The organism is Sphingomonas sp. NY01, assembly GCF_038809135.1.
Lineage (GTDB): Bacteria > Pseudomonadota > Alphaproteobacteria > Sphingomonadales > Sphingomonadaceae > Sphingomonas > Sphingomonas carotinifaciens.
Genome location: NZ_CP101722.1, coordinates 2,182,646 through 2,205,729, shown reverse-complemented (window position 1 = coordinate 2,205,729; position 23,084 = coordinate 2,182,646). Strand labels below are relative to the sequence as shown.

Here is a 23,084-nt window from a genome sequence, read left to right as displayed (position 1 = left end):
ACCTTTCGGGGGGAGCCGAAGAGGAGGATTTCCATGAGCATCCAGGCCAAGATCACGCCCGCCAACACGCCCGTTTCCACCGGGGCGGAGCAGACCGTCACCGGATCCGTCACCGTTCAGCCGGGCGACAATGTCGCGCTGGCGGTGAATGCGCAGGATGTCGCCAGCCTGACGCGCGATGGCGCCGACCTGGTGCTGACGCTGAAGGACGGGCAGACGGTACGCGTCGTCAACTTCTACGCCGCAGCGGACAAGCCGAGCCACCTGTATCTGCTGGACGGAGAGCAGGAGCTGGTGCTGGCCGAACTGTCCCCCGCGGCGGCGGACGGCACGGTGGCGGCGGCCTATGTCCCGCAGGGCGTGGCGGCGGATTTTGCCAGCCTGGGTGCGGCGGGCGCAGCGGCGGCCGGTGGCGGCGGTGGCCTGGGGATCGCGGGCATATTGGGTGGATTGGCGCTGGCCGGCGGCGGCATCGCCGCGCTGAGCAGCGGCGGGGATGATGACGATCGTGGCGGCAGCACGCCGCCCCCGCCGGTCGCCGACACGACGCCGCCGACCGCCGCAACGGGGTTGAGCTTCAACGCGGCCGGTACGCAGTTGACCGGGCAGGCCGAGGCGGGCGCGACGGTGCTGATCGACGTCAATGCCGACGGCACGGCGGATTTCACCGTGACGGCGGGCGCCGATGGCCGCTTTACCGCGACCCTGTCGCCGGCGGTGGCCGACGGGCGGACGGTCAGCGTGACGGTGCGCGACACGGCGGGCAATGTCGGTCCGGCGGCAACGGTCGCCTCGCCCGATACGACGCCGCCTGCCTCTGCCCAGGGGGTGACGCTGTCGCCGGACGGCACGACGGTGACCGGGACCACGGAGCCGGGCGCGACGGTGCAGATCGACATCGATGGCGACGGCATTCCCGACATCACCGGCGTGGCGGGGGCCGATGGTCGCTTCATCATCGACCTGCCGACGCCGCTGACCGATGGCGAGATGGTGATGGTCACGGTGCAGGATCCGGCCGGCAATATCGCCCCGCCGGTGATGGTCGCCGCGCCCGACGTGACCGCGCCCGAGCCGGCGACCGGGCTGGTGATCGCGGACGGCGGAACGAGCGTGTCGGGCCAGGCGGAGCCGGATGCCATCGTGTCGGTCGACACCAATGGTGACGGCGTTGCGGATGCGACCGGCACGGCCGGGCCGGACGGCACGTTCGTGATCCCGCTGGTGCCGGCGCTGACCAATGGCGAGACGGTGACGGTGACGGTGACCGATGCAGCCGGCAATGTCGGCGCGCCGGCCACGGTGGTCGCGGCCGATACGACCGCGCCGGCGGCGGCGACCGGGCTGGTGATCGCCGAGGGTGGCACCAGCATCTCCGGCTCTGCCGAGGCGGGCGCCGCGGTGTCGGTCGATACCAATGGCGACGGGGTGGCGGATGCGACGGGCACGGTCGGTGCGGACGGGACGTTCGTGATCGCATTGGTGCCGGCGCTGACCAATGGCGAGACGGTGACGGTGACGGTGACCGATGCCGCGGGCAATGTCGGCGCACCGGCCACGGTGGTCGCGGCCGATACGACCGCGCCGGCGGCGGCGACCGGGCTGGTGATCGCCGAGGGTGGTGCCAGCATCTCCGGCTCTGCCGAGGCGGGGGCCGCGGTGTCAGTCGACACCAATGGCGACGGGGTCGCGGATGCGACGGGCACGGCCGGTGCGGACGGGACGTTCGTGATCGCGCTGGTGCCGGCGCTGACCAATGGCGAGACGGTGACGGTGACGGTGACCGATGCCGCGGGCAATATCGGCGCGCCGGCCACGGTGGTCGCGGCCGACACGACCGCGCCGGCCGCGGCGACCGGACTGGTGATCGCGGCGGACGGGGCGAGCCTTTCGGGCGTGGCCGAGGCGGGCGCGACCGTCGGGATCGACATCGATGGCGACGGCGTCACCGATCGGACCGCCGTTGCGGCGGATGACGGCAGCTTCACCGTGCCGCTGTCGCCGGCGCTGCTCGATGCGCAGGTGGTGAGCGTGGTGGTGACCGACGCGGCGGGCAACAGCAGCGTGCCGGCAACCGTCACTGCGCCCGATACCATCGCGACCCCGCCGGCACCGACGATCGACCCGACCAACGGCACGGTGGTGACGGGCACGTCGCAGCCGGGCTATGCGATCCTGATCCTGGTGGATGAAACCGGCGCGACGATCGGCACCGCGCCGGTGCGCGCCGATGGCACGTGGAGCCTGACGCCGGCGACACCGCTGGCAGATGGCACGGTGGTGCGCGCCTATGCCACCAACGGGCAGGGCGAGCGCGGGCCGGCGGCGGCAGTGATCGTCGACGCGGTGGCGCCCGATGTGCCGACGGTGGCGGTGAGCGACGGCACGGCCTTTGCGGGCACGGCCGAGGCGGGGGCGACGATCACGCTGAGCGATGCGGCCGGCACGGTGATCGGCACGACGACGGCCGGCGCGGATGGCGCCTGGGCGCTGACCCCGGCGGCGCCGGTCGGCGACGGGGTGGCGGTCAGCGTGGTGGCGCGCGACGCCGCGGGCAATGTCAGCGCGCCGGCCGGCGTGACGGTGGATGCGGCGGCACCGGCGGCGCCGGTGATCGCACCGAGCAACGGCACGGTGCTGACCGGCACGGCCGAGATCGGCAGCACGGTGGTGGCGACCGGGCCGGACGGCGCGGTGATCGGCAGCGACGTGGTCGGTGCGGACGGGCAATGGTCGGTGGTGCCGGCGGCCCCGCTGGCCGACGGGACGACGGTGCGGGTCGAGGCCCGCGACGCGGCGGGCAATGTCAGCGACGCCGGCACGACGACGGTGGATGCGGTCGCGCCGGGTGCGCCGGTGACGGTGCCGAGCAACGGCACCGTTGTGTCCGGTACCGCGGAGCCGGGAGCCACGGTGACGCTGACCACGCGTGACGGGACGGTGATCGGAACGGGAACGGCGGGTGCGGATGGCGGCTTTGCCGTCACGCCGACCGCGCCGCTGGCCGATGGGACGATCGTGCTGGTCGCGGCCAGCGATGCGGCCGGCAATGCCGGGCCGGCAAGCGCGGTGCGCGTCGATGCGGCGGCCCCGGTCGCACCGGTGCTCGACCCGACGAATGGCACGGCGATTACCGGCACCGCGGAGGCGGGTGCCACGGTCAGCGTGACCGATGGCACGGGCGCTTCGCTGGGCCAGGTGGTGGCGGGCGCCGATGGCAGCTTTGCGATCACGCCGTCCGCGCCGATCGGCGACGGCGCGGTGCTGACGGTCGTGGCGACCGATGCGGCGGGCAATGCCGGGCCGGCCGCAGTGGTGACGGTGGATGCGGTGCCGCCGGCGGTGCCGGTGCTGGAGCCGAGCAATGGCGCCGTGCTGAGCGGCACCGCGGAGCCGGGCAGCAGCGTGACGCTGAGCGCGGGCGGTGTGGCGCTGGGCCAAGTCACAACCGATGACGATGGCAATTTCCAGCTGGTGGTGACGCCCCCGGTCGCGGACGACGCGGTGGTGAGCGTGGTCGCCACCGATGCGGCGGGCAATGCCAGCGCGCCGGCCACGCTGGTGATCGACGCCAGCTTGCCCTCCACCCCGGTGATCGCGCCGACGAACGGCACGGTAATCACCGGTACGGCGGATGCGGGCACCACGGTGACGGTGACCGATGCGGCGGGCGCGACGATCGGCAGCACGGTGGTGGATGCGAGCGGCACGTGGAGCGTGACGCCGGCGGCACCGCTGGGCGACGGCACGGGCCTCAGCGCGGTGGCGACGAACGGCGTCGGCAGCGTTAGCGGCATCGGCCGGGCGACGGTGGACGCGGTGGCGCCGGATGCGCCGGTGCTGGCGCCGAGCGACGGTACGGTGGTGGCCGGGCTGGCCGAGGCGGGGGCGGCGATCAGCGTGCGTGACGCGGCGGGTGTCGAGATCGGCACCGGCGTGGCGGATGGCACGGGAGCCTTCAGCGTGACGCTGGTGGCGCCGCTGGCGGATGGCGCGGCTGTGGTCGTGGTGGCGACGGATGCCGCGGGCAATGCCAGTGCGCCGGGCGGCGTGACGGTGGATGCCGTAGCGCCGGGCGTGCCGGTGATCGATGCCGGCAACGGTGTGGTCGTGACCGGCAGTGCCGAGGCGGGTGCGCTGGTGACGCTGACCGATGCGGCCGGCACGGTGCTGGGCAGCGCGGTGGTGCAGGCCGATGGCCGGTGGCAGATCGCGCCGGGGGTGCCGCTGGGTGACGGCGCGGTGGTGAATGCGGTGGCGACCGATGCGGCCGGCAATGCGAGCGCGCCGGCGACGGCGGTGATCGATGCGGTGGCACCGGGCGCGCCGGTGATCGCCCAGAGCAACGCGGCGGTGGTCGCGGGTACGGCCGAGGCGGGCGCCACGGTGGTGGTGAGCGCGGGTGGCGCGGTGATCGGGCAGACGGTGGCGGCGGCCGATGGGTCGTGGTCGGTGGCAGCGACGCTGGGCGATGGCGCGGTGGTGCGCGCGGTGGCGATCGATGCGGCGGGCAATCGCAGCACGCCGGCGGCCGCGACGGTCGACGCGGTGGCGCCGGGCGTGACGATCGCGCCGAGTGCGGGCGTGACCTTTGCCGGGGTGACCGAGGCGGGGGCCAGCGTGACGGTGACCGCGGCCGGCGGCGCGGTGCTGGGCACGGTGACTGCGGGTGCGGATGGTCGGTGGGTGTTGAGCGCGGGCGCGGCGGTGGCGGACGGCACGGCGGTGAGCGCGGTGGCGACCGATGCGGCGGGCAATGCGAGTGCACCGGCGGCAACGATCGTCGATGCGGTCGCGCCGGGCGCGCCGGTGATCGCGCCGAGCACGGGTGCGGTGCTGACCGGCACCGCCGAGGCGGGATCGCTGGTCACGGTGCTGGGTGCGGCGGGTGCGACGATCGGCACGGTGCAGGCCGGTGCCGATGGCCGCTGGCGGATCGTGCCGGGCACACCGGTGGCGGACGGAACGGTGCTGAGTGCGACCGCCACCGATGCCGCGGGCAATGTCAGCGCGGCCGGGCAGGGCATCGTCGATGCGACCGTGCCGGTCACGCCGGTGATCGACCCGAGCGCGGGTGCGATCGTGACCGGCACCGCGGAGGCGGGCACCACGCTGGTGCTGACCGACGGCGCCACCGGTGCGGTGATCGGCAGTGTCGTGGTGGGCGTCGATGGCCGGTGGAGCATCACGCCGGGCACGACGCTGGCCAACGCTACGCCGCTGGCGGCGGTGTCGACCGATGCGGCGGGCAATCCCAGCGTGGCGGGCGTGAACATCGTCGACTCGGTCCCGCCCGATGCGCCGGTGGTCGCCCCCAGCAACGGCAGCGTGCTGGCTGGCACGGCCGAGGCGGGCGCGACGATCACGATCAGCGACGCGAGCGGCGTCATCGCGACCACGGTCGCCGATGCGGGCGGCGCCTGGGCGGTGACGCCGGGGGTGGTCCCGGGCGACGGCACCGCGCTGTCGATCACGGCGCGCGACGCGGCGGGCAATGTCAGCACACCGACCACCATCGTGATCGACGCGGTGGCGCCGGCCGCGCCAGTGATCGATCCCTCCAACGGACAGACGATCGCCGGCAGCGCCGAGGTCGGCGCGACGGTCGCGGTGACCGATGCCGCGGGTAACCCGATCGGCAGCGCTGTGGTGGGTGCCGATGGGCGCTGGGTGGTGACGCCGGGCGCGCCGCTACCCGATGGCACGGGCATCGTGGCGACCGTCAGCGACGCGGCGGGCAACACCAGTGGCCCGGCGGGCGTGACGGTGGATGCCATCGCCCCTGCGGTGCCGGCGGTGAACCCGAGCAACGGCGCCATCCTGACGGGCACCGCCGAGCCGCTGTCGAGCGTCGTCCTGACCGATGGCGCGGGTGGCACGATCGGCACGGCGACCGTCGATGCCGACGGCAACTGGCAGTTCGGCCCGATCCCGGCGCTGGCGGACGGCACCCAGGTGCGCGCGGTCGCGGTCGACGCGGCCGGCAATAGCAGCGGGGCGGCGACGGTGACGGTCGACGCGGTCGCACCGAACGTGCCCACGGTGGTGGCGGGCAACGGCACGCTGCTGACCGGTACGGGCGAACTGGGTGCGACGATCACGCTGAGCGAGCAGGGCGGGGCCCCGATCGGCACCACAGTCGTAGGGGCGGACGGAAGCTGGTCGTTCCGGCCCACCACGCCCCTGGTCGATGGCACCGTGGTCAATGCCGTCGCCAGCGATGCGGCGGGCAATGCCAGCGGGCCGGCGAGTTCGGTGGTGGATGCGGTGGCGCCGCCGCTACCCGATATCGATCCGAGCCGCGGCGTGGCGATCACCGGCACGGCGGAGGCCGGCGCGACGGTGGAATTGCGCGATGCGAACGGTGCGCTGATCGACCGGGTGACGGTGGACGGCAACGGCAACTGGACGTCGACGCCGGCAACGCCGCTGCCCGACGGGCAGGTGGTGCGCGCGGTGGCGATCGATGCCGCGGGCAACATCAGCGACGTCGCCAGCGTGACGATCGACGCCGTGGCGCCGCCGGCACCGGTGATCGACCCGACGCGCGGCACGATCGTGACGGGACGTGGCGAGCAGGGTACGGTGGTCACCGTGGTGGACGGCGGCGGTACGCCGGTCGGCACCGCGACGGTGCAGGCGGACGGATCATGGGCCCTGGCGCCGGCCGCGACACTGGCCAATGGCACGACGCTGAGCGCGACGGCGCGGGATATCGCGGGCAATGTCAGTGACGCCGGCCTGGGCGTGGTCGATCAGATCGCACCCGACGCGCCGATCATTGCAGCGACCAACGGCGTCAGCGTGACCGGAACGGCAGAGGTGGGTGCGCTGGTGTCGCTGACCGATGCGCAAGGACAGCCGATCGGCACGCCGGTGACGGCGGGCAGCGATGGCCGCTGGACGGTGACGCCAGCCCAGCCGCTGGCCGATGGCACGGTGGTGGTGGCCCGCGCGACCGATGCGGCGGGCAATGTCAGCGGGCCGGCGGGCGTGCTGGTCGATGCCCTGCCGCCGGCGACGCCGACCATCGATCCGAGCAACGCGACCACCATCCGTGGCAGCGGCGAGATTGGATCGATCGTGACCGTCACCGCCGGTGGCGTGCCGGTCGGTACGGCGACGGTGGGCGCGGATGGTCGCTGGACGCTGACCGCGACCACTTCGCTGGCCGACCTGACCACGATCGAGGCAAGTGCGCGTGACGCGGTCGGCAATGTCAGCGGTATCGCGACCGGCGTGATCGACGCCGCCGCGCCGTCAGCGCCGAGCGTCAATCCGAGCAACGGCACCGTGGTGTCCGGCATCGCGGAGGCGGGTGCCACCGTCACCATCACGCTGGGCGGTGTGCCGGTGGCGACGGCGGTCGCCGATGCCAATGGCGCCTACAGCGCGCGGCCGACGACGCCGATCGGCAACGGCCTGGCGGTCGCGGTGACCGCGACCGATGCGGCGGGCAATGTCAGCGGTCCCGGCAGCGTGACGATCGATGCATCGTTGCCGGCGACGCCGACGATCGCGCCGACCAATGGCGTGACCATCACCGGCACCGCCGATGCCGGCACGCAGGTGACGGTAAGCGCGAACGGGACCGTGCTGGGCACGGTGCAGACCGATGCTACGGGCGTGTGGACGCTGCCCAACGGCACGCCGCTGCCCGATGGCACTTCGCTGAGCGCCGTGGCGACCAATGCGGCCAATACGCCGAGCGGTACGGGCCTGGGCATCGTCGATGCGCTGGCGCCGGCCGTGCCCGACATCGCCCCGAGCAATGGCACCGTCCTGTCCGGTACGACCGAGGCGGGGGCGCTGGTGACGCTGACCGTGGGCGGGGTGCCGCTGGGCACCACGACCGCCGGAGCCGATGGTCGCTGGCAGTTCACGCCGGGCACGGCGCCGGCGAACGGTGCGGTGGTGTCCGTCACCGCGACCGATGCGGCGGGCAATACCGGCGCGGCGGCGAGCGTGACGATCGATGCCCTGCCGCCCGGCGTGCCGACGATCCGGCCGAGCAACGGCACGGCCTTGATCGGGACCGCAGAGGCGGGATCGACGGTGACGTTGACGGCGGGCGGTGCGCCCCTTGCCACCGTCGTGGCCGACAGCGCCGGCAACTGGCGGTTCGTACCGGGCACCGCACTGGCCAATGGCGTCGCGGTCACCGCACAGGCGCAGGATGCGGCGGGCAATATCGGCCCGGCCGCCACCGCGCTGGTCGACAGCGTGGCGCCGGCAGTCCCGACTGGTCTGGCGATTTCGGCGGGCGGTACCGTGCTGACCGGCCTTGCCGAGCCGGGTGCACAAGTGCAGGTGACCGTGCGCGGATCGACCACGCCGATCATCGCGCCGGTGGCGGCAGACGGCACGTTCAGCGTGACGCTGCCGGTGCCGCTGGTCGACGGGCAGTTGGTGAGCGTGGTGGCGATCGATGCCGCGCAGAATGTCGGCAATCCCGCGACCGTCCTCGCGCCCGATCTGGGCGTGCCGGTGGTGAGCGTGATCGAGGCGGCTGACGGCTTCGTCAACAATGTCGAAGCGCGCAGCGGCGGCGGCATCCAGGTGGCGGTGGGGCTGACCCCCGGCGCGACCGCGGGTGACACGGTGCTGGTCACCCTGACCTCGCAGAACGGCTATGTCGTGCAGACGACCGCGACGCTGACCGCCGCGGACGTGGCGGCACGATCGGTGGGCGTGACGGTGCCGGTGATCGGCAACGCAGCGGACGGCCCTGCGCAGGTGACCGCGCAGATCGACGGCGGGCTGGTGTCGCCACCGGCGACGTTCGTGATCGACACGATCGCGCCGCAGACGCCGGTGCTGTCGCTGGTCGGCAATCTGCTGGGCGTATCGGGCGAGCCCAATTCGATCGTGACCGTCGACGTGTCCGCGCTGGGCACGACGGCGACCGCGACGGTGCAGCTCGACAATCGCGGCCTGGGGTCGCTGGACCTGATCGGCGGCCTGAACGTCGGCCTGTCGCTGGCGGACCTGCTGGATGCGTCGGTGAGTGCACGCGCCACCGACCGGGCGGGCAATGTCAGCAACATCGCCGCGCTGGGGCTGGAAGACGCGCTGACCGGCGACCTGCTGACGGTCGGTGGCATCCGGCTGAACACGTCGCTGATCCCGCTATCCATCGGCCTGGTCGCGCAGACCGAGCCGGGGACAACCGTCCGGCTGGAAGTGGTGACGCCGGCGGCGACGGTGCGGCTGGCGCCGCCGGTCGATGCGAACGGCAATTTCGGGTTGAACCTGCTCGACCTGAACCTGCTGGGGCAATTGGGGCTGAGCGTCTTCGGACTGCTGAACCTGGGTGCCGGCCTGTCGGTCAACATCATCGCCACCGACCAGTTCGGCAACGACAGTGCGCGCTACGGCGTGTCGCTGCTCGGCAACGGATCGCTGCTCAGCCTGGGTGAGATCTCGGTGAACGGGACGGACGGGTCCGACGTGCTGACCGGCGTGACGGGCACCAGCGAGGTCTTCTACGGTGGTGCCGGGGCGGACCTGATCCTGGGCGTGCACACCGGCGATGCGGTGTTCGCCGGGGCCGGTGACGATTCGATTCAGCTCACCGCCACCAACTTCCGCTCGGTGGATGGCGGGGCCGGGTTCGACACGCTGTTGCTGAGCAATGGCATCGACCTGGACTATGGGCCCGGGACATCGGGCACGATCGCCAATATCGAGCGGATCGACCTGGGGCACGGCGACGGATCCAGCGTGCTGACGCTGACCGCGGCCGAGGTGAACGCGGTGACCAGCACCGGCAACACCCTGCAGATCACCGGCGATGCCGAGGATCGGCTGGTGGTGCGCGGGGCGACGGATACGGGCACCGACGTAACGATCCAGGGGACGGTGTACGACGTCTACAGCTTCAACGGCACGACACTGCATGTCGAACAGAACACCGTCACCGTCGTTGTGTAAGCGCCGTGGATGGGCAGCCGCCATGCTGCCCATCCTGTTGTCGCCGCTCTGGATCATGCCCGCCGAGGCCCGCACGCTGGCGGAGGCGGTGCGCATGGGACTGGCGATCAGCCCGGAGGTCAAGGCTGCGCGCGCCAGCGAGGCGGCGGCCGAAACCGATGTGCGGATCGCCAAAAGCGGCTATCTGCCCTCGGTATCGGTATCCGGCGGGCCGCAATCGTTCGACCTGGACGGGCTGGGCTATGAAGTGACGGCCGCGCAGGCGCTGCACGACTGGGGCCGGGTGCGCAGCAGCGTCGACCGGGCCAAGGCGCAGCAGGGCCGGCTGGGCGAGCAGGCGCTGGTGCGGCGCGACGAGATCGCGCTGGATATCGCCGAAGCCTATTGCGACATCCTGGTCACCGAGCGGCAGGTCGCCAATGTCGAGGCGTTCATCGCGGCCCTGAGCGGCATCGAGGCGATGACGGCGGCGCGGTTCGAGGGGCATTTCGCCGACCGGTCGGAGCCGGAACGGGTGCGGCTGGAACTGGCACGGGCACGCGAGCAGCTGGCGATCGAGCAGGGAACGCTGGTCGATGCGCGCAACCGGTATCGCCTGCTGGTGGGCGAGGAGGCGGCCGATCTGGCCGAGCCGCGGCCGATGGCGTTTACCGAGCATATCGCGGCCAAGGGCCTGGGCGAGCTGATCGCGGACTCGCCGCTTTATCGCAGCGCGGTGGCGGATACGCGTACCGCGGAGGCGGACCTGCGCGGGGCAAAGGCGCAGTTGCTGCCGCAGATCAATGCCGAGGCGACGACGCTGCGCCGGCCGATTGGCGGCATCGCGCGGTCCGACACGATCGTCGGCATCCGGTTTCGCATGTCGACGATGCAGGGCTTTTCCGCCTTTCTGCGGCCGCAGGGCGAGGCGCAGCGGGTGCAGGCCGCGATCCTGAACCAGGGGGCGGTGGACCGGCAGCAGCGCCGCGAGGTGCGCACCCTGATCGACAATGCCGCGATGATGGCGGCGCGCGAACAGGCGTTGCAGACGCAGGTGGGAACGGCGGACGCGGTGGGTCAGACCTATCTCGACCAGTTCACCGTCGGGCGCCGCGACCTGATCGACATCCTCAACACGCGGCGCGAGCAGTTCGAGGCGCAGCGGCAACTGACCAATATCCATATCGACCGGCTGCGCGTGCAGTTTCGCGCCGCGGCACGGCTGGGCCTGATCGGGCCGTTGATCGAAGGGGGGCTATCCTGATGGCGACCGCACTTTCGCTGGTGCCGGACGTGCCGCCGGCGCCGCCGGTCGATCCGCTGCGCGAGGGGCTGGTGCTGCTGGCACAATTGCTGGGCCGGCCGACGAGCGTGGCGGAACTGGGCGACGGCCTGCCGCTGAAGGACGGGCGGCTGCCGATCGCGATGGCGCCGCGTGCGCTGCGCCGGGTCGATGTCGCGGGCAGGGTGGCGGACTTCCGGCTGGCCGATCTGGACGCGATGCTGCTGCCTGCGCTCCTGGTGCTGACCGGCGGCGAGACGGTGGTGGCGACGGGGCTCGGCGACGGCACGATCGATCTGGTGTCGCCCGCCACCGGCGGCGGCGCGCAGACGCTGCCGCTCGCCGAGGTACAGGCGCGGTATTCGGGCACCGCCGTGTTCGCCAAGCCGCGGTACCGGCCGGACGGCCGCGCGCTGCGGCATCACGTGGCCGTGGGCGAACACTGGTTCTTCGGAACGTTGAAGCGGCTGCGGCGCGACTATGCCGAGGTGGCGCTGGCGGCGATGACCGCGAACCTGCTGGCGATCGGGTCGGCGCTGTTCGCGATGCAGGTCTATGACCGGGTAGTGCCCAATGCGGCGTTCGATACGCTGTGGATCCTGGCGAGCGGCGTCGGCCTTGCGATCGTGCTGGAAAGCCTGCTCCGGGTGATGCGCGCGCACCTGCTCGACACGATGGGCAAGCGGCTGGACCTGAAGCTGTCGTCGCAGCTTTTTGCGCGGGTGCTGGACACGCGGCTGGCCGCCAAGCCGCCGTCGCTGGGAGCATTCAGCACGCAGATCCGCGAATTCGAGAGCGTGCGCGAGTTCTTCACCTCGACCAGCGCGGCGATCATCAGCGACCTGCCGTTCGTGCTGATCTTCCTGGGGCTGATCGCGCTGATCGGCGGGCCGATCGTGTGGGTGCCGGTGGCGGCGGTGGTGTTGATCCTGTTGCCGGGGCTGGCGACGCAGAAGCGGCTGGGGGACCTGTCGCGACGCAACTTACGGGAAGGAGCGGTCAAGAACGCCATCCTGCTGGAATCGATCGAGCATCTGGAGACGGTGAAGGCAGGGCGCGGCGAGGGGCGGGCGCTCCACCAGTGGGAGACGCTGACCGCGGAGCTGGCGGGGAGTTCGGCGCGGACGAGCCTGTTGGCGACCGGACTGGCGTACAGCGCGTCGATGGTGCAGCAGCTCGGCTATGTCGGGGTGGTGGTGTTCGGGGTGTACCGGATCAGTACCGGCGAGATGTCGATGGGCGCGCTGGTCGCCTGTTCGATCCTGGCGTCGCGCGGCATCGCACCGATGTCGCAGGCCGCCGGCATGCTGGGGCGGTGGCAGCATATCCGGGTGGCGATGGAGGGGCTGGACCAGTTGATGGCGGCCCCCGCGGAGCGGCCCGCGGCCAAGGTGTTCGTCGCGCACGAGCGCACCGAGGGCGCGTACCGGCTGGAGGAGGTGCGCCTGCAGCATGGCGACGGGCCATTGGTGGTCGATGTCGCCGCGCTGAGCATCGGGGCGGGCGAGCGCGTCGCGCTGCTGGGTGGCAACGGCGCGGGCAAGTCATCGCTGCTGCGGCTGTTGTCGGGGTTCGGCGATGCCAGCGGCGGCCGCATCCTGCTGGACGAGGTGGCGATCGGCGCGATCGATCCGGGCGACCGGCGGCGGGCGATCGGATATCTGCCGCAGGACGTGGCACTGCTGCACGGGACGCTTCGCGACAACCTCAACCTTGGTGGGTTGGCGGTGAGCGATGCGGAGATGTTCGAGGCGCTGGACGCGGTGGGGCTGGGACCGTTCGTGCGTGCGCACCCGCGGGGACTGGACATGGCGATCCAGAGCAGTGCGAGCTTTTCGGGGGGGCAGCGGCAGGCGGTGGGGCTGGCGCGCGTTCTGTTGCAGGATCCACGGGTGGTGTTGCTCGACGAGCCGACGGCGTTCTTCGACCAAGCGAACGAAATGCAGATAATCCAGTATCTTCAGCATTGGCTGGGCAACCGGACACTGGTGGTTACGACGCACAAGCGCAGCGTGCTGGATCTGGTGGCCCGCGCCGTGGTGCTGCGCCAGGGCAAGGTGGTGATGGACGGTCCGGTGGCCGGGCTGGTGTCGAAGGAGGGGACGGTCCGTGCTTAGCCTGACGCCCGCCGAGCGGATGCGGCGCGAACTGGCCGACCCGCTGTTGACCGATGTGCACCCGCGGTCGCGCATGATGCTGTGGACGGTGATCGCCTGCGTGGCGATCTTCGTCGGCTGGGCGACCTGGGCGCAGCTCGACGTGGTGACGCGCGGCGACGGGCGCGTGGTGCCCTATAGCCGCATCCAGAAGATCCAGAGCCTTGAGGGCGGCATTCTGGGCGAATTGCTGGTCAAGGAGGGCGATCTAGTCCGCGCCGGCCAGCCGCTCGTCCGGTTGGACCCGACACGGTTCGAGACATCGTTCGCCGAATCCTCGAACCAGGCGGCAGGTTTGCGCGCATCGATCGCGCGGCTGGAGGCAGAGGTGCTGGGGCGCGGCACGGTGGCGTTTCCGACTGGAATCGAACCATCCATACAGCGGTCGGAAATGGCGCTGTTCCAGTCGCGGCGCGAGAAGCTGCGCGAAAGCGTCGCCTCGATCGGCAAGCAGATCGGCATCGCGCAGAACCAGTTGGCGCTGATCCGGCCGCTCGTCGCCAGGCAGGTGGTGAGCGAGATGGAGGCGCTGAAGCTGGGGCAGGAGATCGCGACGCTGAACGGCAAGCTGATCGAGGTGAAAAGCAGCTATGCGCAGGAAGCCTACACCGAATTGTCGCAAAGAAAGGCCGAGCTGAGCCCGCTGGAGCCGATCGTGGCGCAGCGGCAGGATCAGTTGCGCCGGACGCAGATCCTGTCGCCGGTGACGGGCCGGGTGAACAAGATCCTGATCACCACGCGCGGCGGCGTGATCCAGCCGGCCGAGCCGATCATGGAGGTGGTGCCGATCGAGGACCGGTTGCTGGTGGAGGCCAAGGTGAAGCCGCGCGACGTGGCGTTCCTGGTGCCGGGCATGTCGGCCAAGGTGAAGCTGACCGCATATGACTATACCATCTACGGCGATCTGGCCGGCAAGGTGGAACAGATCAGCGCCGATACGATCGAGGAAGACACGCCGCACGGCAAGGAGCCCTATTACAAGGTGCTGATCCGCACGGACGGCAGCCAATTGCGCCGGGGGAGCGAGGTGTTGCCGATCATTCCGGGCATGGTGGCGGAGGTGGATATCCTGAGCGGCAAGCGCAGCGTGCTGAACTACCTGCTGCGCCCCTTGTTGAAGGCGCGGCTGGTGTAGCTATGCTGGGGGCATGAACCAACGCCCCCTCGTGCTGCTGCTCGCCGATCCGGAGTCCACCGTGGGCCGGATGGTATCCGACCGTTTCGACGTGGTGCGGGAGCCCCAAGCCGAGGTGCGGGCGGTGGTGGGAACGGGCATGAGCCGCATCCCCGCCGCATTGATCGAGGCGCTGCCGAAGCTCGGACTGATCGCGATCAACGGCGTGGGCTATGACGGGGTCGATCTGGGCGCGGCGCGGACGCGCGGCGTGGCGGTGACGACGACGCCCGACGTGCTGACCGACGATGTCGCGGATCAGGCGATCGCGCTGATGCTGGCGGCGCAGCGACGGATCGCCGCGAACGACCGGGCGGTGCGGGAGGGGCGGTGGTCGGTGCCGCTGGCCCGGCGAGCAAGCGGGCGAACCGTGGGCATCTTCGGGCTGGGGCGGATCGGACGGGCCATTGCGGCGCGGGCGGCGCCATTTGCCGGCGAGGTGATCTATGCCAGCCGGCGGGTGCATGACGATGTGCCGTGGCGGCATGTGGCGGATATCGCGGCGCTGGCAGCGGCGAGCGACGTGCTGATCCTGGCGGCGGCGGCGACGGGCGAAACCGAACGGGTGGTGGATGCCGGAGTGCTGCGTGCGCTGGGCAGCGACGGCGTGCTGGTGAATGTCGCGCGCGGGTCGCTGGTGGATGAGGCGGCGCTGGTCGATGCGCTGCGTGACGGCACGATTGCGGGGGCGGGGCTGGACGTGTTCGCCGACGAACCATGCGTGCCCGAGGCATTGCTCAAGATGGATCAGGTGGTGCTGGCACCGCATCAGGCAAGCGCGACGGTGGAAACGCGGGCCGCGATGGCGGGGCTGGTGGTGGATAATCTGGAGGCGTTCTTTGCGGGGCGGCCGCTGGTGACGCCGTTGGGGTGAGTTCCGCTCAAATCACCCTCACTCTTCCCACCCGGCTGCGCCGGGCGGGCCCCTTCCCTCTCCCGGCGGGAGAGGGAGGGAGCGGCGGAGCCGCGGAAGGGTGTGGGTGACTGTTTCCTACTCCTCGAACGCCTCCACCGTGACCCGCCGGCCGCGCAGGAAGGCGTCGGCGACGTGCCGCAAGGGGGCGACATCGACGTCGGAGGTGCCGGCCTGCACGATTTCGGCAAAGCGGGCATAGAGGCCGGGATATTCGCCGTGCAGCCCTTCGTGACTCATCGGCGTGCTGCCGTCCGGGAAGGTGAGTTCGGCCCCGCCCTTGGCGAGACGCAGCGTGCCCTGGTCCGTTTCGACCACGATGTCCCAGCTTTGCGGGCCTTCCTGCCGCCAGTCGAGGTCCATGGCGACGGGGGCGCCGGCGGTATCACGGAAGTCGACGCGCGCGGCGATGGGGGCGTCGCGGTTGGCGGGGAAATCCAGCACCGCCCGTTCGATCAGGAAGGGGCGGGGCAGGATATGCGTCGCGATCGACAGCGCGTTGATGCCGGGGTCGAACACGCCGAAGCCGCCGGCCTCCCAGATCCATGCCTGACCCGGATGCCAGACGCGAACATCCTCGCGCCAGGTGATCGTCACGCGGCCGATGGTGCGCGCCGCCAGCCAGTCGCGGGCCGGCGCGACGCCGGGGGCGTAGCGGGAATGCCAGCTTGCGAACAGGCTGATGCCCGCGGCGTCCGCCGCATCGGCAAGCGCCGCGACCTCGGCCAGGGTCGCGCCGGGGGGCTTTTCGAGGAAGACGTGCCAGCCGTTGGCGATGGCCTCGGCGGCGGCGGGGTAGCGGACCTGGGGCGGGGTGCACAGCGCGACCGCGTCCACGTCGATCCCGCTGGCGGCAAGCGCGGCGAGATCGGGGACGCTGGGCAGGTCGTCGACCGTTTCGCCGCTGCGACTGACGCAGGCGACCAGGGTGATGTCGGGATTGGCGGCGATCGCGGGGACGTGCTGGTCGCGCGCGATCTTGCCGATGCCGACAAGCGCCAGACGGATGGGCGCGGTCACAGCACGGCCTTCACGGCGGTGACGAAGCGTTGCGCGTCGGTGGCGATCTCGGCGGCGGGCTTGCCGACGCGGTAGAGGTTGGAGCCGAGACCGAAGCCGTTGGCGCCGGCCGCGACCCACTGCGCCATGGTATCGGGCGTGATGCCGCCGACCGCCAGGACCGGCAGGTCACGCGGCAGCACGGCGCGCTGCGCCTTCAGCATGGCAGGCGTCGTGCCGTCGGCGGGGAAAAGCTTCAGGCCATGTGCGCCCGCGGCGACTGCGGCAAAGCCCTCGCTGGGGGTGAAATAGCCGGGAAGCGAGATCAGGCCGGCGGCCACGCTCGCCTCGATCACCGCGGTGTCGGTATTGGGCGACACGATCAGGGTGCCGCCGGCATTGGCGACATCGGTGACCTGGGTGGTGCGCAGAACGGTGCCCGCACCGATGATCGCACGGTCGCCGTATGCCTTGACGATCTTTTCGATGCTGGTGAACGGATCGGGCGAGTTCAGCGGCACCTCGATCAGGGTGAAGCCGGCATCGACCAGCGCACCGGCGACGGGCAGCGCCTCGTCCGGGGTCAGGCCGCGGAGTATCGCGACGAGCGGGCACGCGGCGAAGCGTTGCGCAAACTGCGCGGCGGGGTCGGTCATGCAAGATGCTCCTGGATCTGATGGATACCGGCAAGAAAGGCGGCGTGGCTGTCGACGGGAACGGCGGTGCCGCCACGCTGCGCGATCGCGATCGCGTACAGGTCACCCAGCGCACCGCCGGCGAGAAGATGGACGGTCCCGCCGAGAATGCCGGCGACCGCGCCGACATCGGCGCCGATCAGCAGGCCGCTGGCAAAGGCGGCGGCGTCCTCCGGAGCGCGGCGGCCGAGAAGGACGCCGGCGCGGATCTCGAAGAGGGCGGCGGGCAGGTCGCAGGCGCCGCTGCCCCGGGCGAGCCCTTCGCGAAAGGCGGGGCCGTCCTCGACGGGGCCGTCGAGCATGCCGGCCAGAATGCCGTGGCCGCGAAGCAGCGCGAACAGCTCGCCGGTCATTGCGGTCGCGAAGTCGGTGATGCGCGCCCCCTTCGTGAACACCCATTTATTGTGGGTGCCCGGCTGGCAGAACAGCGCATCGGCCGGCGCGAGGCTGGCGGCGATGGCGCCCAGCACCTGCACCTCCTCACCCCGCATCACGTCCGCGCGCGGACCGGTGGCGAGCGAGACGCCGGGGACGATGGCGACATCCTCCTCCGCAATGCGGGTCGCCTGTGCCGCCAGCGTGGGCAGGTCGGCGGGGGCAGGGACATAGGGTGCCTCGCGCCAGCCACGCGTCGAGCCGACCATGCCGGCGGCGATCACCGGCAGGGCGCCGAAGCGGGTACGGATGGCGGCGATGGCGGCAGGATAGTCGCCCGCGCCCATCGCCAGCACGCCGCGGTCGTCCCGCTCGGTGGCGAGCATGCGGCCGTCAGCGGCGATCAGATAGGCGCGGCGATTGGTCGTGCCCCAGTCGATCGCGATATAGGCGCCGTCGGCAGGAACGACGTGTGGGGGAGCAGGCGACAAATCGGAAACCCTTTTCGGAGTGGGGTGATTTGTAAGACAATAGCGCGCCGCCCGCAAGTCAGGCCGAGTGGGAAAGCAGCCTTTCGGTATCCTCGTGCGCCTGATCGATCAGCTTGATCGTGGCATCGCGCGCGGCGGCGGTGTCGCGGTTGGCGATCGCCTCGAACAGCAGGCGGTGCTGCGGCATGGAATCGCGGGGGCGGTGGCTGCCGCGATGCTTGAACAGGGTGGTCCAGCGCACCGCGGCGCCGATGCTGCCGGCAAGGCTGACCAGCAGTTCGTTATGCGTCGCCTCCAGGATGATGTTGTGGAAATCCTGGTCGGCGGCCTGGCCGGTCGCGTTGCCCAGCCCGTGCTGCGCCATGGTTTCGAGCGCATGCCCCATGCGGCCCAACTGGCGCGCATCGCGACCGATCGCGGCGAGTTCGGCGGCGGCGGGCTCGACGATCATGCGCAACTGGAACAGGCTGCGCACGAAGCCGGCGGGGGGCTCGCCCTCGAACATCCAGGCGAGCAGATCGGGATCGAGCAGGTTCCAGGTCTGGCGTTCGCGAACGCGGGTGCCGGTCTTGGGCTTGCTCAGGACGAGGCCCTTGGCGGCGAGCATTCGGATCGCCTCGCGCACCACGCTGCGCGAGACGCCGCGACGCTCAGCGATCTCCACTTCGCCGGGCAGGGTGCTGCCGGGCGGGTGCTGGCCGGTGACGATCGCGATCCCGATTTCCCGCGCGATCAGCGAATGTGCGGGGCCGCGTCGTTCTTCTTTCAGCATTCGCTCTCCCATCGGGTCCGGCCCATCGACTGCGGACGTGCGCGTCGGGACCGGATAAGTCAAACCGGTGCCGTCCTTTAGCGGCTCAATCGCTCAGCTTGTCTTGGGTGCGGGTGTCGAAATCGGTGGCGTCATGGCGTTCATGCAACTGCTCGGCAGGGTCGCCGAACAGGCGGTTGACCATGCGGCCGCGGATGACGGCGGGGCGCGCGGCGATATCGTCCGCCCAGCGGCGGACATGAGTGTAGTCCCCGACCGACAGGAACTCGGCGGCGTCGTACAGCTGGCCGAGGACGAGGCCGCCATACCAAGGCCAGGCGGCCATGTCAGCGATGGTATAGTCGTCACCGGCGAGGAAGCGGGTTTCGGCGAGACGGCGGTCGAGCACGTCGAGTTGGCGTTTGGCCTCCATGGCGAAGCGGTCGATCGCATAGGCGATCTTGGTCGGGGCATAGGCGTAAAAATGGCCAAAGCCGCCGCCGACGAACGGGCCGCTGCCGACCTGCCAGAACAGCCAGGACAGGCATTCGGCGCGCGCGGCACCGGAGGCGGGCAGGAAGGCGCCGAACTTTTCGGCAAGATAGGTGAGGATCGCGCCGGATTCGAACAGGCGGACGGGCTCTGCACCGCTGCGGTCCATCAGCGCGGGGATCTTGGAATTGGGGTTCACCGCGACGAAGCCGCTGCCGAACTGGTCGCCATCGTTGATGCGGATCGGCCAGGCGTCATATTCGGCCCCGGCATGGCCGAGCGCGAGCAATTCCTCCAGCATGATCGTCACCTTCACGCCGTTGGGCGTGGCGAGCGAATAGAGTTGCAGGGGATGTTGCCCGACCGGCAGCGCCTGTTCGTGGGTGGCGCCGGCGACGGGGCGGTTGATGCTGGCGAAGCGGCCGCCATTGTCCTTGTTCCATTCCCACACGCGGGGCGGCACGTAATCGGTCATCACCAAGGTCTCCGCAAAGCAAAACGCTGTCCGGAGGTAGCTGTGACGGCGGTATTTACAAGCCGCGGGAAAAGCGATCGGGGGTGAAGCGCGACAGGTCGACGGGCGGGGTCTCGCCCATTGCCAGCGCGGCGATCGCCTCAGCAGTGATGGGGGCGAGCGTCAGGCCGAGATGGTTGTGGCCGAAGGCGCAGAGGATGCCGGCGGCGGTGCCGATCGCGGGGAGATAGTCGGGCAGGGTGGGCCGCGCGCCCATCCAGGGTTGCGCGCCCGTCATCGGCAGGCCGAGCGCGGCGGCGTGACGATGCAGCCGTGCCCATTTGCGCGGATCGGGGGCGGCAGAGACGCCGGCGAACTCCACGAAGCTGGCGGCGCGCAGGCCGCTTTCGAAGCGGGTGACGATCATCGACCGATCCTCGAATACCACCGGGGGCAGGTCCGCCGGCCAATCGACGCCGGGCGGGGACTGGAGGTGGTAGCCACGCTCGGCAATGATCGGCACCTTGAGGCCATGCGGGCGGAGCAGCGCCGCCGAGCCGGTACCGGCGGCGAGAACCACGCGGTCGGCGGTCAGGCGGGTGCCGTCCGCCAGCGTCGCGGAGGCGGCGTCGACCGCGGTGACGGTGGCGATCCGCTCGCTGCCCCCCGCCGACAGGAAGGCGGCGCGCGCGGTCCGGGCGAGGCGGCCGGGGTCGGCGACCTGCCCGCTGCCGGTAAAGCGGATGCCGCCGGCCAGCGGTGCGGCGATGCGTTGGCGCAGGGCATCCAGTTCGCTGCCGTCGAGCGGCGCGAACCGGGTGGTGCCGATATCGGCGGCCCGCCAGGCGGCGAGGCCGGCGGCGGCGGTTTCGGGCGTTTCCCAGACGACGATATGGCCGTCTTCGCGCAGCAGATCGGGGGTGCCGATCACATCGACGTAGCGGCGCCATGCGGGCATCGCCTCTGCAAGCAACCCCGACAGCGCGGTGCGACCCCGTGCGAAGCGCGCGGGTGAGGCGGCGCGGGCGAGGCGGAGCGCGAAGGGCAGCCAATGCGCGATCTGGCCGGGGGGAAGCGCCAGCGCGCCGCCGCGCAGGAACAGGCGCTTCGCCGCGGTGCGTACCATGCGCGGCGAGGCGATGGGTTCGGTCTGCTCGGTGGCGATATGGCCGGCGTTGCCCCATGATGCGGCGCGTGCTTCGGACGAAGCCTCGATCAACGTCACCGCGGAGCCAAGCCGTTGTAATGCCAGGGCGCAGCTAAGGCCGATCACGCCGCCGCCAATGACCAGAATCGTACGGGGTGCTTCAACAGAATGGTTGCGCATACCGTGGGTTATACCGTATACGGACGTCATTCAAGGAGTAAGACGTGAACGCATCACCTAAGCTTTGGCACGGCGTTTATCCGGCCGCCACCACCCAGTTCACCGAAGCGCTGGACATCGATCACGACGCCACGCAGGGCGTGCAGAGCGCGCTGGTGGACGACGGGGTGACCGGCCTGATCATCCTAGGCACCTGTGGCGAGAACAACTCGCTGGAACCGGACGAAAAGCGCGCGGTGCTGAAGGGCGCCAAGGAAGCGGTGAACGGCCGCGTGCCGCTGGTCGCGGGCGTATCGGAGTTGACCACGGCACGGGCGGTGGCGTTCGCCCGCGATGCGGAGGCGATCGGCGTCGACGCGCTGATGCTGCTGCCGGCGATGGTCTATGTGCCCAAGCCCGCTGAGCTGGTCGCGCATTGCCGCGCGGTGGCGGAGGCGACGGGCCTGCCGATCATGCTCTACAACAACCCGCCGGCCTATCGTGTGTCGTTCGACTGGGAGACGCTGGACGCGCTGGTCGACGTGCCGGGTGTGGTCGCGGTAAAGGAAAGCGCGCCCGATCCGCGCCGTTTCACCGACGTGTTCAACCGCTATGGCGACCGTTACACGCTGATGGCGGGACTGGACGATGTGGCGCTGGAAGGATTGCTGCTGGGCGCGACCGGCTGGGTCTCGGGCCTGACGAGCGCGTTTCCGCAGGAATCCGTCGCGCTGGTCGCGGCGGTGGATCGCGGCGACTGGACCGCGGCACGCGAGATCTATCGCTGGTTCATGCCGCTGCTCCACCTGGATGCCGAGCATGATCTGGTGCAGTCGATCAAGCTGGCCGAGCAGATCATGGGCCGTGGTTCGGAGCGGGTGCGCATGCCGCGCCTGCCGCTGGAAGGCGACCGCCGGGCCGAAGTGATCGCGATGGTGGAAAAGGCGGCGGCGACGCGGCCGACGCTGGCCGGCGCCTGACGGCCACGATGCGCCACACCTTCTTCTGCATCGACGGGCATACCGCGGGTAACCCGGTACGTCTGGTGGCGGGAGGGGCGCCGCTGCTGCGCGGCGCCTCCATGGCGGAGCGGCGGCTGGATTTCCTGGAGCGGTTCGACTGGATCCGCACCGGGCTGTGCTTCGAGCCGCGCGGGCATGACATGATGTCGGGCGGGTTCCTCTACCCGCCCTGCCTGCCCGACAGCGATGCCGCGATCCTGTTCATCGAGACGAGCGGATGCCTGCCGATGTGCGGGCACGGCACGATCGGGATGATCACCTTCGGGCTGGAACATGGCCTGATCACCCCGCGCGAGCCGGGGCGATTGCGGGTGGAGGTGCCGGCGGGGGTGATCGACATCGACTATGCGGTGGCAGGACCCAAGGTCACCTCGGTGCGTATCCGCAACGTCCCCGCCTATCTGGCGGCGGAGGGGATCGCCATCGACGTGCCGGGCTTCGGGCCACTCAGCGTCGATGTCGCCTATGGCGGCAATTATTATGCGATCGTGGAGCCGCAGGGGGCGTACACGTCGCTGGACGATCTGGGTGCGTCGCGGCTGGTGGAGTTGAGCCGCACGATCCGCGAGCTGGTGCGCGCCAAGTTCGAGCCGGTGCATCCGCTGGAGCCCTCGATCCGCGGGGTCAGCCATGTGCTGTGGGCGGATGTGCCCTCCAGCGACGGGGCGGATGGCCGCAATGCCGTGTTTTATGGTGAGCGTGCGATCGACCGTTCCCCTTGCGGCACCGGAACGTCGGCACGGCTCGCCCATCTGACGGTGAAGGGGCGGCTGCAGGTTGGCGACCGCTTCGTTCATGAAAGCTATATCCGCAGCCGGTTTACCGGGCGGGTAGAGGCGGCGACCTCCCTGGGGGACCGGGAGGCGATCATTCCGTCCATCGAGGGATCGGCAATTTCGACCGGGTTCAATACGATCTGGATCGATCGCGAGGATCCGTTCTGGGCGGGGTTCAGCGTGGTCTGATTTTCACGCGAAGGCGCGGAGGCGCGGAGAGTAGCACCGAGCCGAAGGCTCATTCCTCACCAACGGGTGACGGCTTGTCTCCCGATCGGAAGGGGCG

13 protein-coding genes are annotated in these 23,084 nt (G+C 70.8%); 7 read left to right on the top strand and 6 right to left on the bottom strand.

Going from position 1 to position 23,084, the window contains the following annotated elements; translation table 11 throughout:
• Positions 1–33: 33 nt before the first annotated feature.
• The 5 genes from NPJ82_RS10680 to NPJ82_RS10660 are packed head-to-tail and all read left to right on the top strand — an operon-like array spanning position 34 to position 15,398.
• On the top strand, positions 34–9,933 hold the full coding sequence (locus NPJ82_RS10680) for an Ig-like domain-containing protein (protein ID WP_342657352.1): 9,900 nt from the start codon (positions 34–36) through the stop codon (positions 9,931–9,933).
• A gap of 22 nt (positions 9,934–9,955) precedes the next feature.
• The gene (locus NPJ82_RS10675) at positions 9,956–11,176 is read left to right on the top strand and encodes a TolC family protein (protein WP_342657351.1); all 1,221 of its coding nucleotides are present in this window, start codon (positions 9,956–9,958) and stop codon (positions 11,174–11,176) included.
• Complete coding sequence (locus NPJ82_RS10670; protein ID WP_342657350.1) at positions 11,176–13,311, top strand: type I secretion system permease/ATPase; 2,136 nt, start codon at positions 11,176–11,178, stop codon at positions 13,309–13,311. The genes NPJ82_RS10675 and NPJ82_RS10670 overlap by 1 nt, the downstream gene beginning before the upstream one ends.
• A complete protein-coding gene (locus NPJ82_RS10665) occupies positions 13,304–14,485 on the top strand; it encodes an HlyD family efflux transporter periplasmic adaptor subunit (protein WP_235904138.1) in 1,182 nt (393 codons plus the stop codon). The genes NPJ82_RS10670 and NPJ82_RS10665 overlap by 8 nt, the downstream gene beginning before the upstream one ends.
• Before the next feature lie 13 nt (positions 14,486–14,498).
• Positions 14,499–15,398, top strand: coding sequence for a 2-hydroxyacid dehydrogenase (locus tag NPJ82_RS10660; protein ID WP_342657349.1), 900 nt, complete (start codon positions 14,499–14,501; stop codon positions 15,396–15,398).
• Between the two features lie 117 nt (positions 15,399–15,515).
• Here NPJ82_RS10660 and NPJ82_RS10655 read toward each other — a convergent pair whose 3' ends face one another.
• The 6 genes from NPJ82_RS10655 to NPJ82_RS10630 all read right to left on the bottom strand — a co-directional run bounded on the left by NPJ82_RS10655 (position 15,516) and on the right by NPJ82_RS10630 (position 21,021).
• Positions 15,516–16,457, bottom strand: coding sequence for a Gfo/Idh/MocA family oxidoreductase (locus tag NPJ82_RS10655; protein WP_342657348.1), 942 nt, complete (start codon positions 16,455–16,457; stop codon positions 15,516–15,518).
• On the bottom strand, positions 16,454–17,092 hold the full coding sequence (locus NPJ82_RS10650) for a 2-dehydro-3-deoxy-6-phosphogalactonate aldolase (RefSeq protein WP_342657347.1): 639 nt from the start codon (positions 17,090–17,092) through the stop codon (positions 16,454–16,456). The genes NPJ82_RS10655 and NPJ82_RS10650 overlap by 4 nt, the downstream gene beginning before the upstream one ends.
• Complete coding sequence (locus NPJ82_RS10645; RefSeq protein ID WP_342657346.1) at positions 17,089–17,997, bottom strand: 2-dehydro-3-deoxygalactonokinase; 909 nt, start codon at positions 17,995–17,997, stop codon at positions 17,089–17,091. Before NPJ82_RS10645 ends, NPJ82_RS10650 begins: the two co-directional genes overlap by 4 nt.
• A 58-nt stretch (positions 17,998–18,055) precedes the next feature.
• Positions 18,056–18,769 (bottom strand): FadR/GntR family transcriptional regulator, encoded by a 714-nt coding sequence (locus tag NPJ82_RS10640; RefSeq protein ID WP_342657345.1) that lies wholly within the window; start codon positions 18,767–18,769, stop codon positions 18,056–18,058.
• 85 nt (positions 18,770–18,854) lie between these two features.
• Complete coding sequence (gene yghU, locus NPJ82_RS10635) at positions 18,855–19,715, bottom strand: glutathione-dependent disulfide-bond oxidoreductase (RefSeq protein ID WP_342657344.1); 861 nt, start codon at positions 19,713–19,715, stop codon at positions 18,855–18,857.
• Between the two features lie 55 nt (positions 19,716–19,770).
• Positions 19,771–21,021, bottom strand: coding sequence for an FAD-binding oxidoreductase (locus tag NPJ82_RS10630; protein WP_342657343.1), 1,251 nt, complete (start codon positions 21,019–21,021; stop codon positions 19,771–19,773).
• A gap of 44 nt (positions 21,022–21,065) precedes the next feature.
• Between NPJ82_RS10630 and NPJ82_RS10625 the strand changes: the two genes are divergently transcribed.
• Both NPJ82_RS10625 and NPJ82_RS10620 read left to right on the top strand, forming a co-directional pair.
• Positions 21,066–21,980 carry a dihydrodipicolinate synthase family protein gene (locus NPJ82_RS10625; protein WP_342657342.1) on the top strand — a complete coding sequence of 305 codons (915 nt, stop codon included), beginning with the start codon at positions 21,066–21,068 and terminating at the stop codon, positions 21,978–21,980.
• Positions 21,981–21,988: 8 nt separating this feature from the next.
• Complete coding sequence (locus NPJ82_RS10620) at positions 21,989–22,987, top strand: 4-hydroxyproline epimerase (RefSeq protein WP_342657341.1); 999 nt, start codon at positions 21,989–21,991, stop codon at positions 22,985–22,987.
• The last annotated feature ends 97 nt before the right edge of the window (positions 22,988–23,084 follow it).

Coding starts and splice junctions, on each gene's coding strand:
- NPJ82_RS10650 (WP_342657347.1), bottom strand. CDS start 17,092: ATGACCGACCCCGCCGCGCAGTTTGCGCAACGCTTCGCCGCGTGCCCG.
- NPJ82_RS10630 (WP_342657343.1), bottom strand. CDS start 21,021: ATGCGCAACCATTCTGTTGAAGCACCCCGTACGATTCTGGTCATTGGC.
- NPJ82_RS10620 (WP_342657341.1), top strand. CDS start 21,989: ATGCGCCACACCTTCTTCTGCATCGACGGGCATACCGCGGGTAACCCG.
- NPJ82_RS10670 (WP_342657350.1), top strand. CDS start 11,176: ATGGCGACCGCACTTTCGCTGGTGCCGGACGTGCCGCCGGCGCCGCCG.
- NPJ82_RS10640 (WP_342657345.1), bottom strand. CDS start 18,769: ATGCTGAAAGAAGAACGACGCGGCCCCGCACATTCGCTGATCGCGCGG.
- yghU (WP_342657344.1), bottom strand. CDS start 19,715: ATGACCGATTACGTGCCGCCCCGCGTGTGGGAATGGAACAAGGACAAT.
- NPJ82_RS10660 (WP_342657349.1), top strand. CDS start 14,499: ATGAACCAACGCCCCCTCGTGCTGCTGCTCGCCGATCCGGAGTCCACC.
- NPJ82_RS10675 (WP_342657351.1), top strand. CDS start 9,956: ATGCTGCCCATCCTGTTGTCGCCGCTCTGGATCATGCCCGCCGAGGCC.
- NPJ82_RS10680 (WP_342657352.1), top strand. CDS start 34: ATGAGCATCCAGGCCAAGATCACGCCCGCCAACACGCCCGTTTCCACC.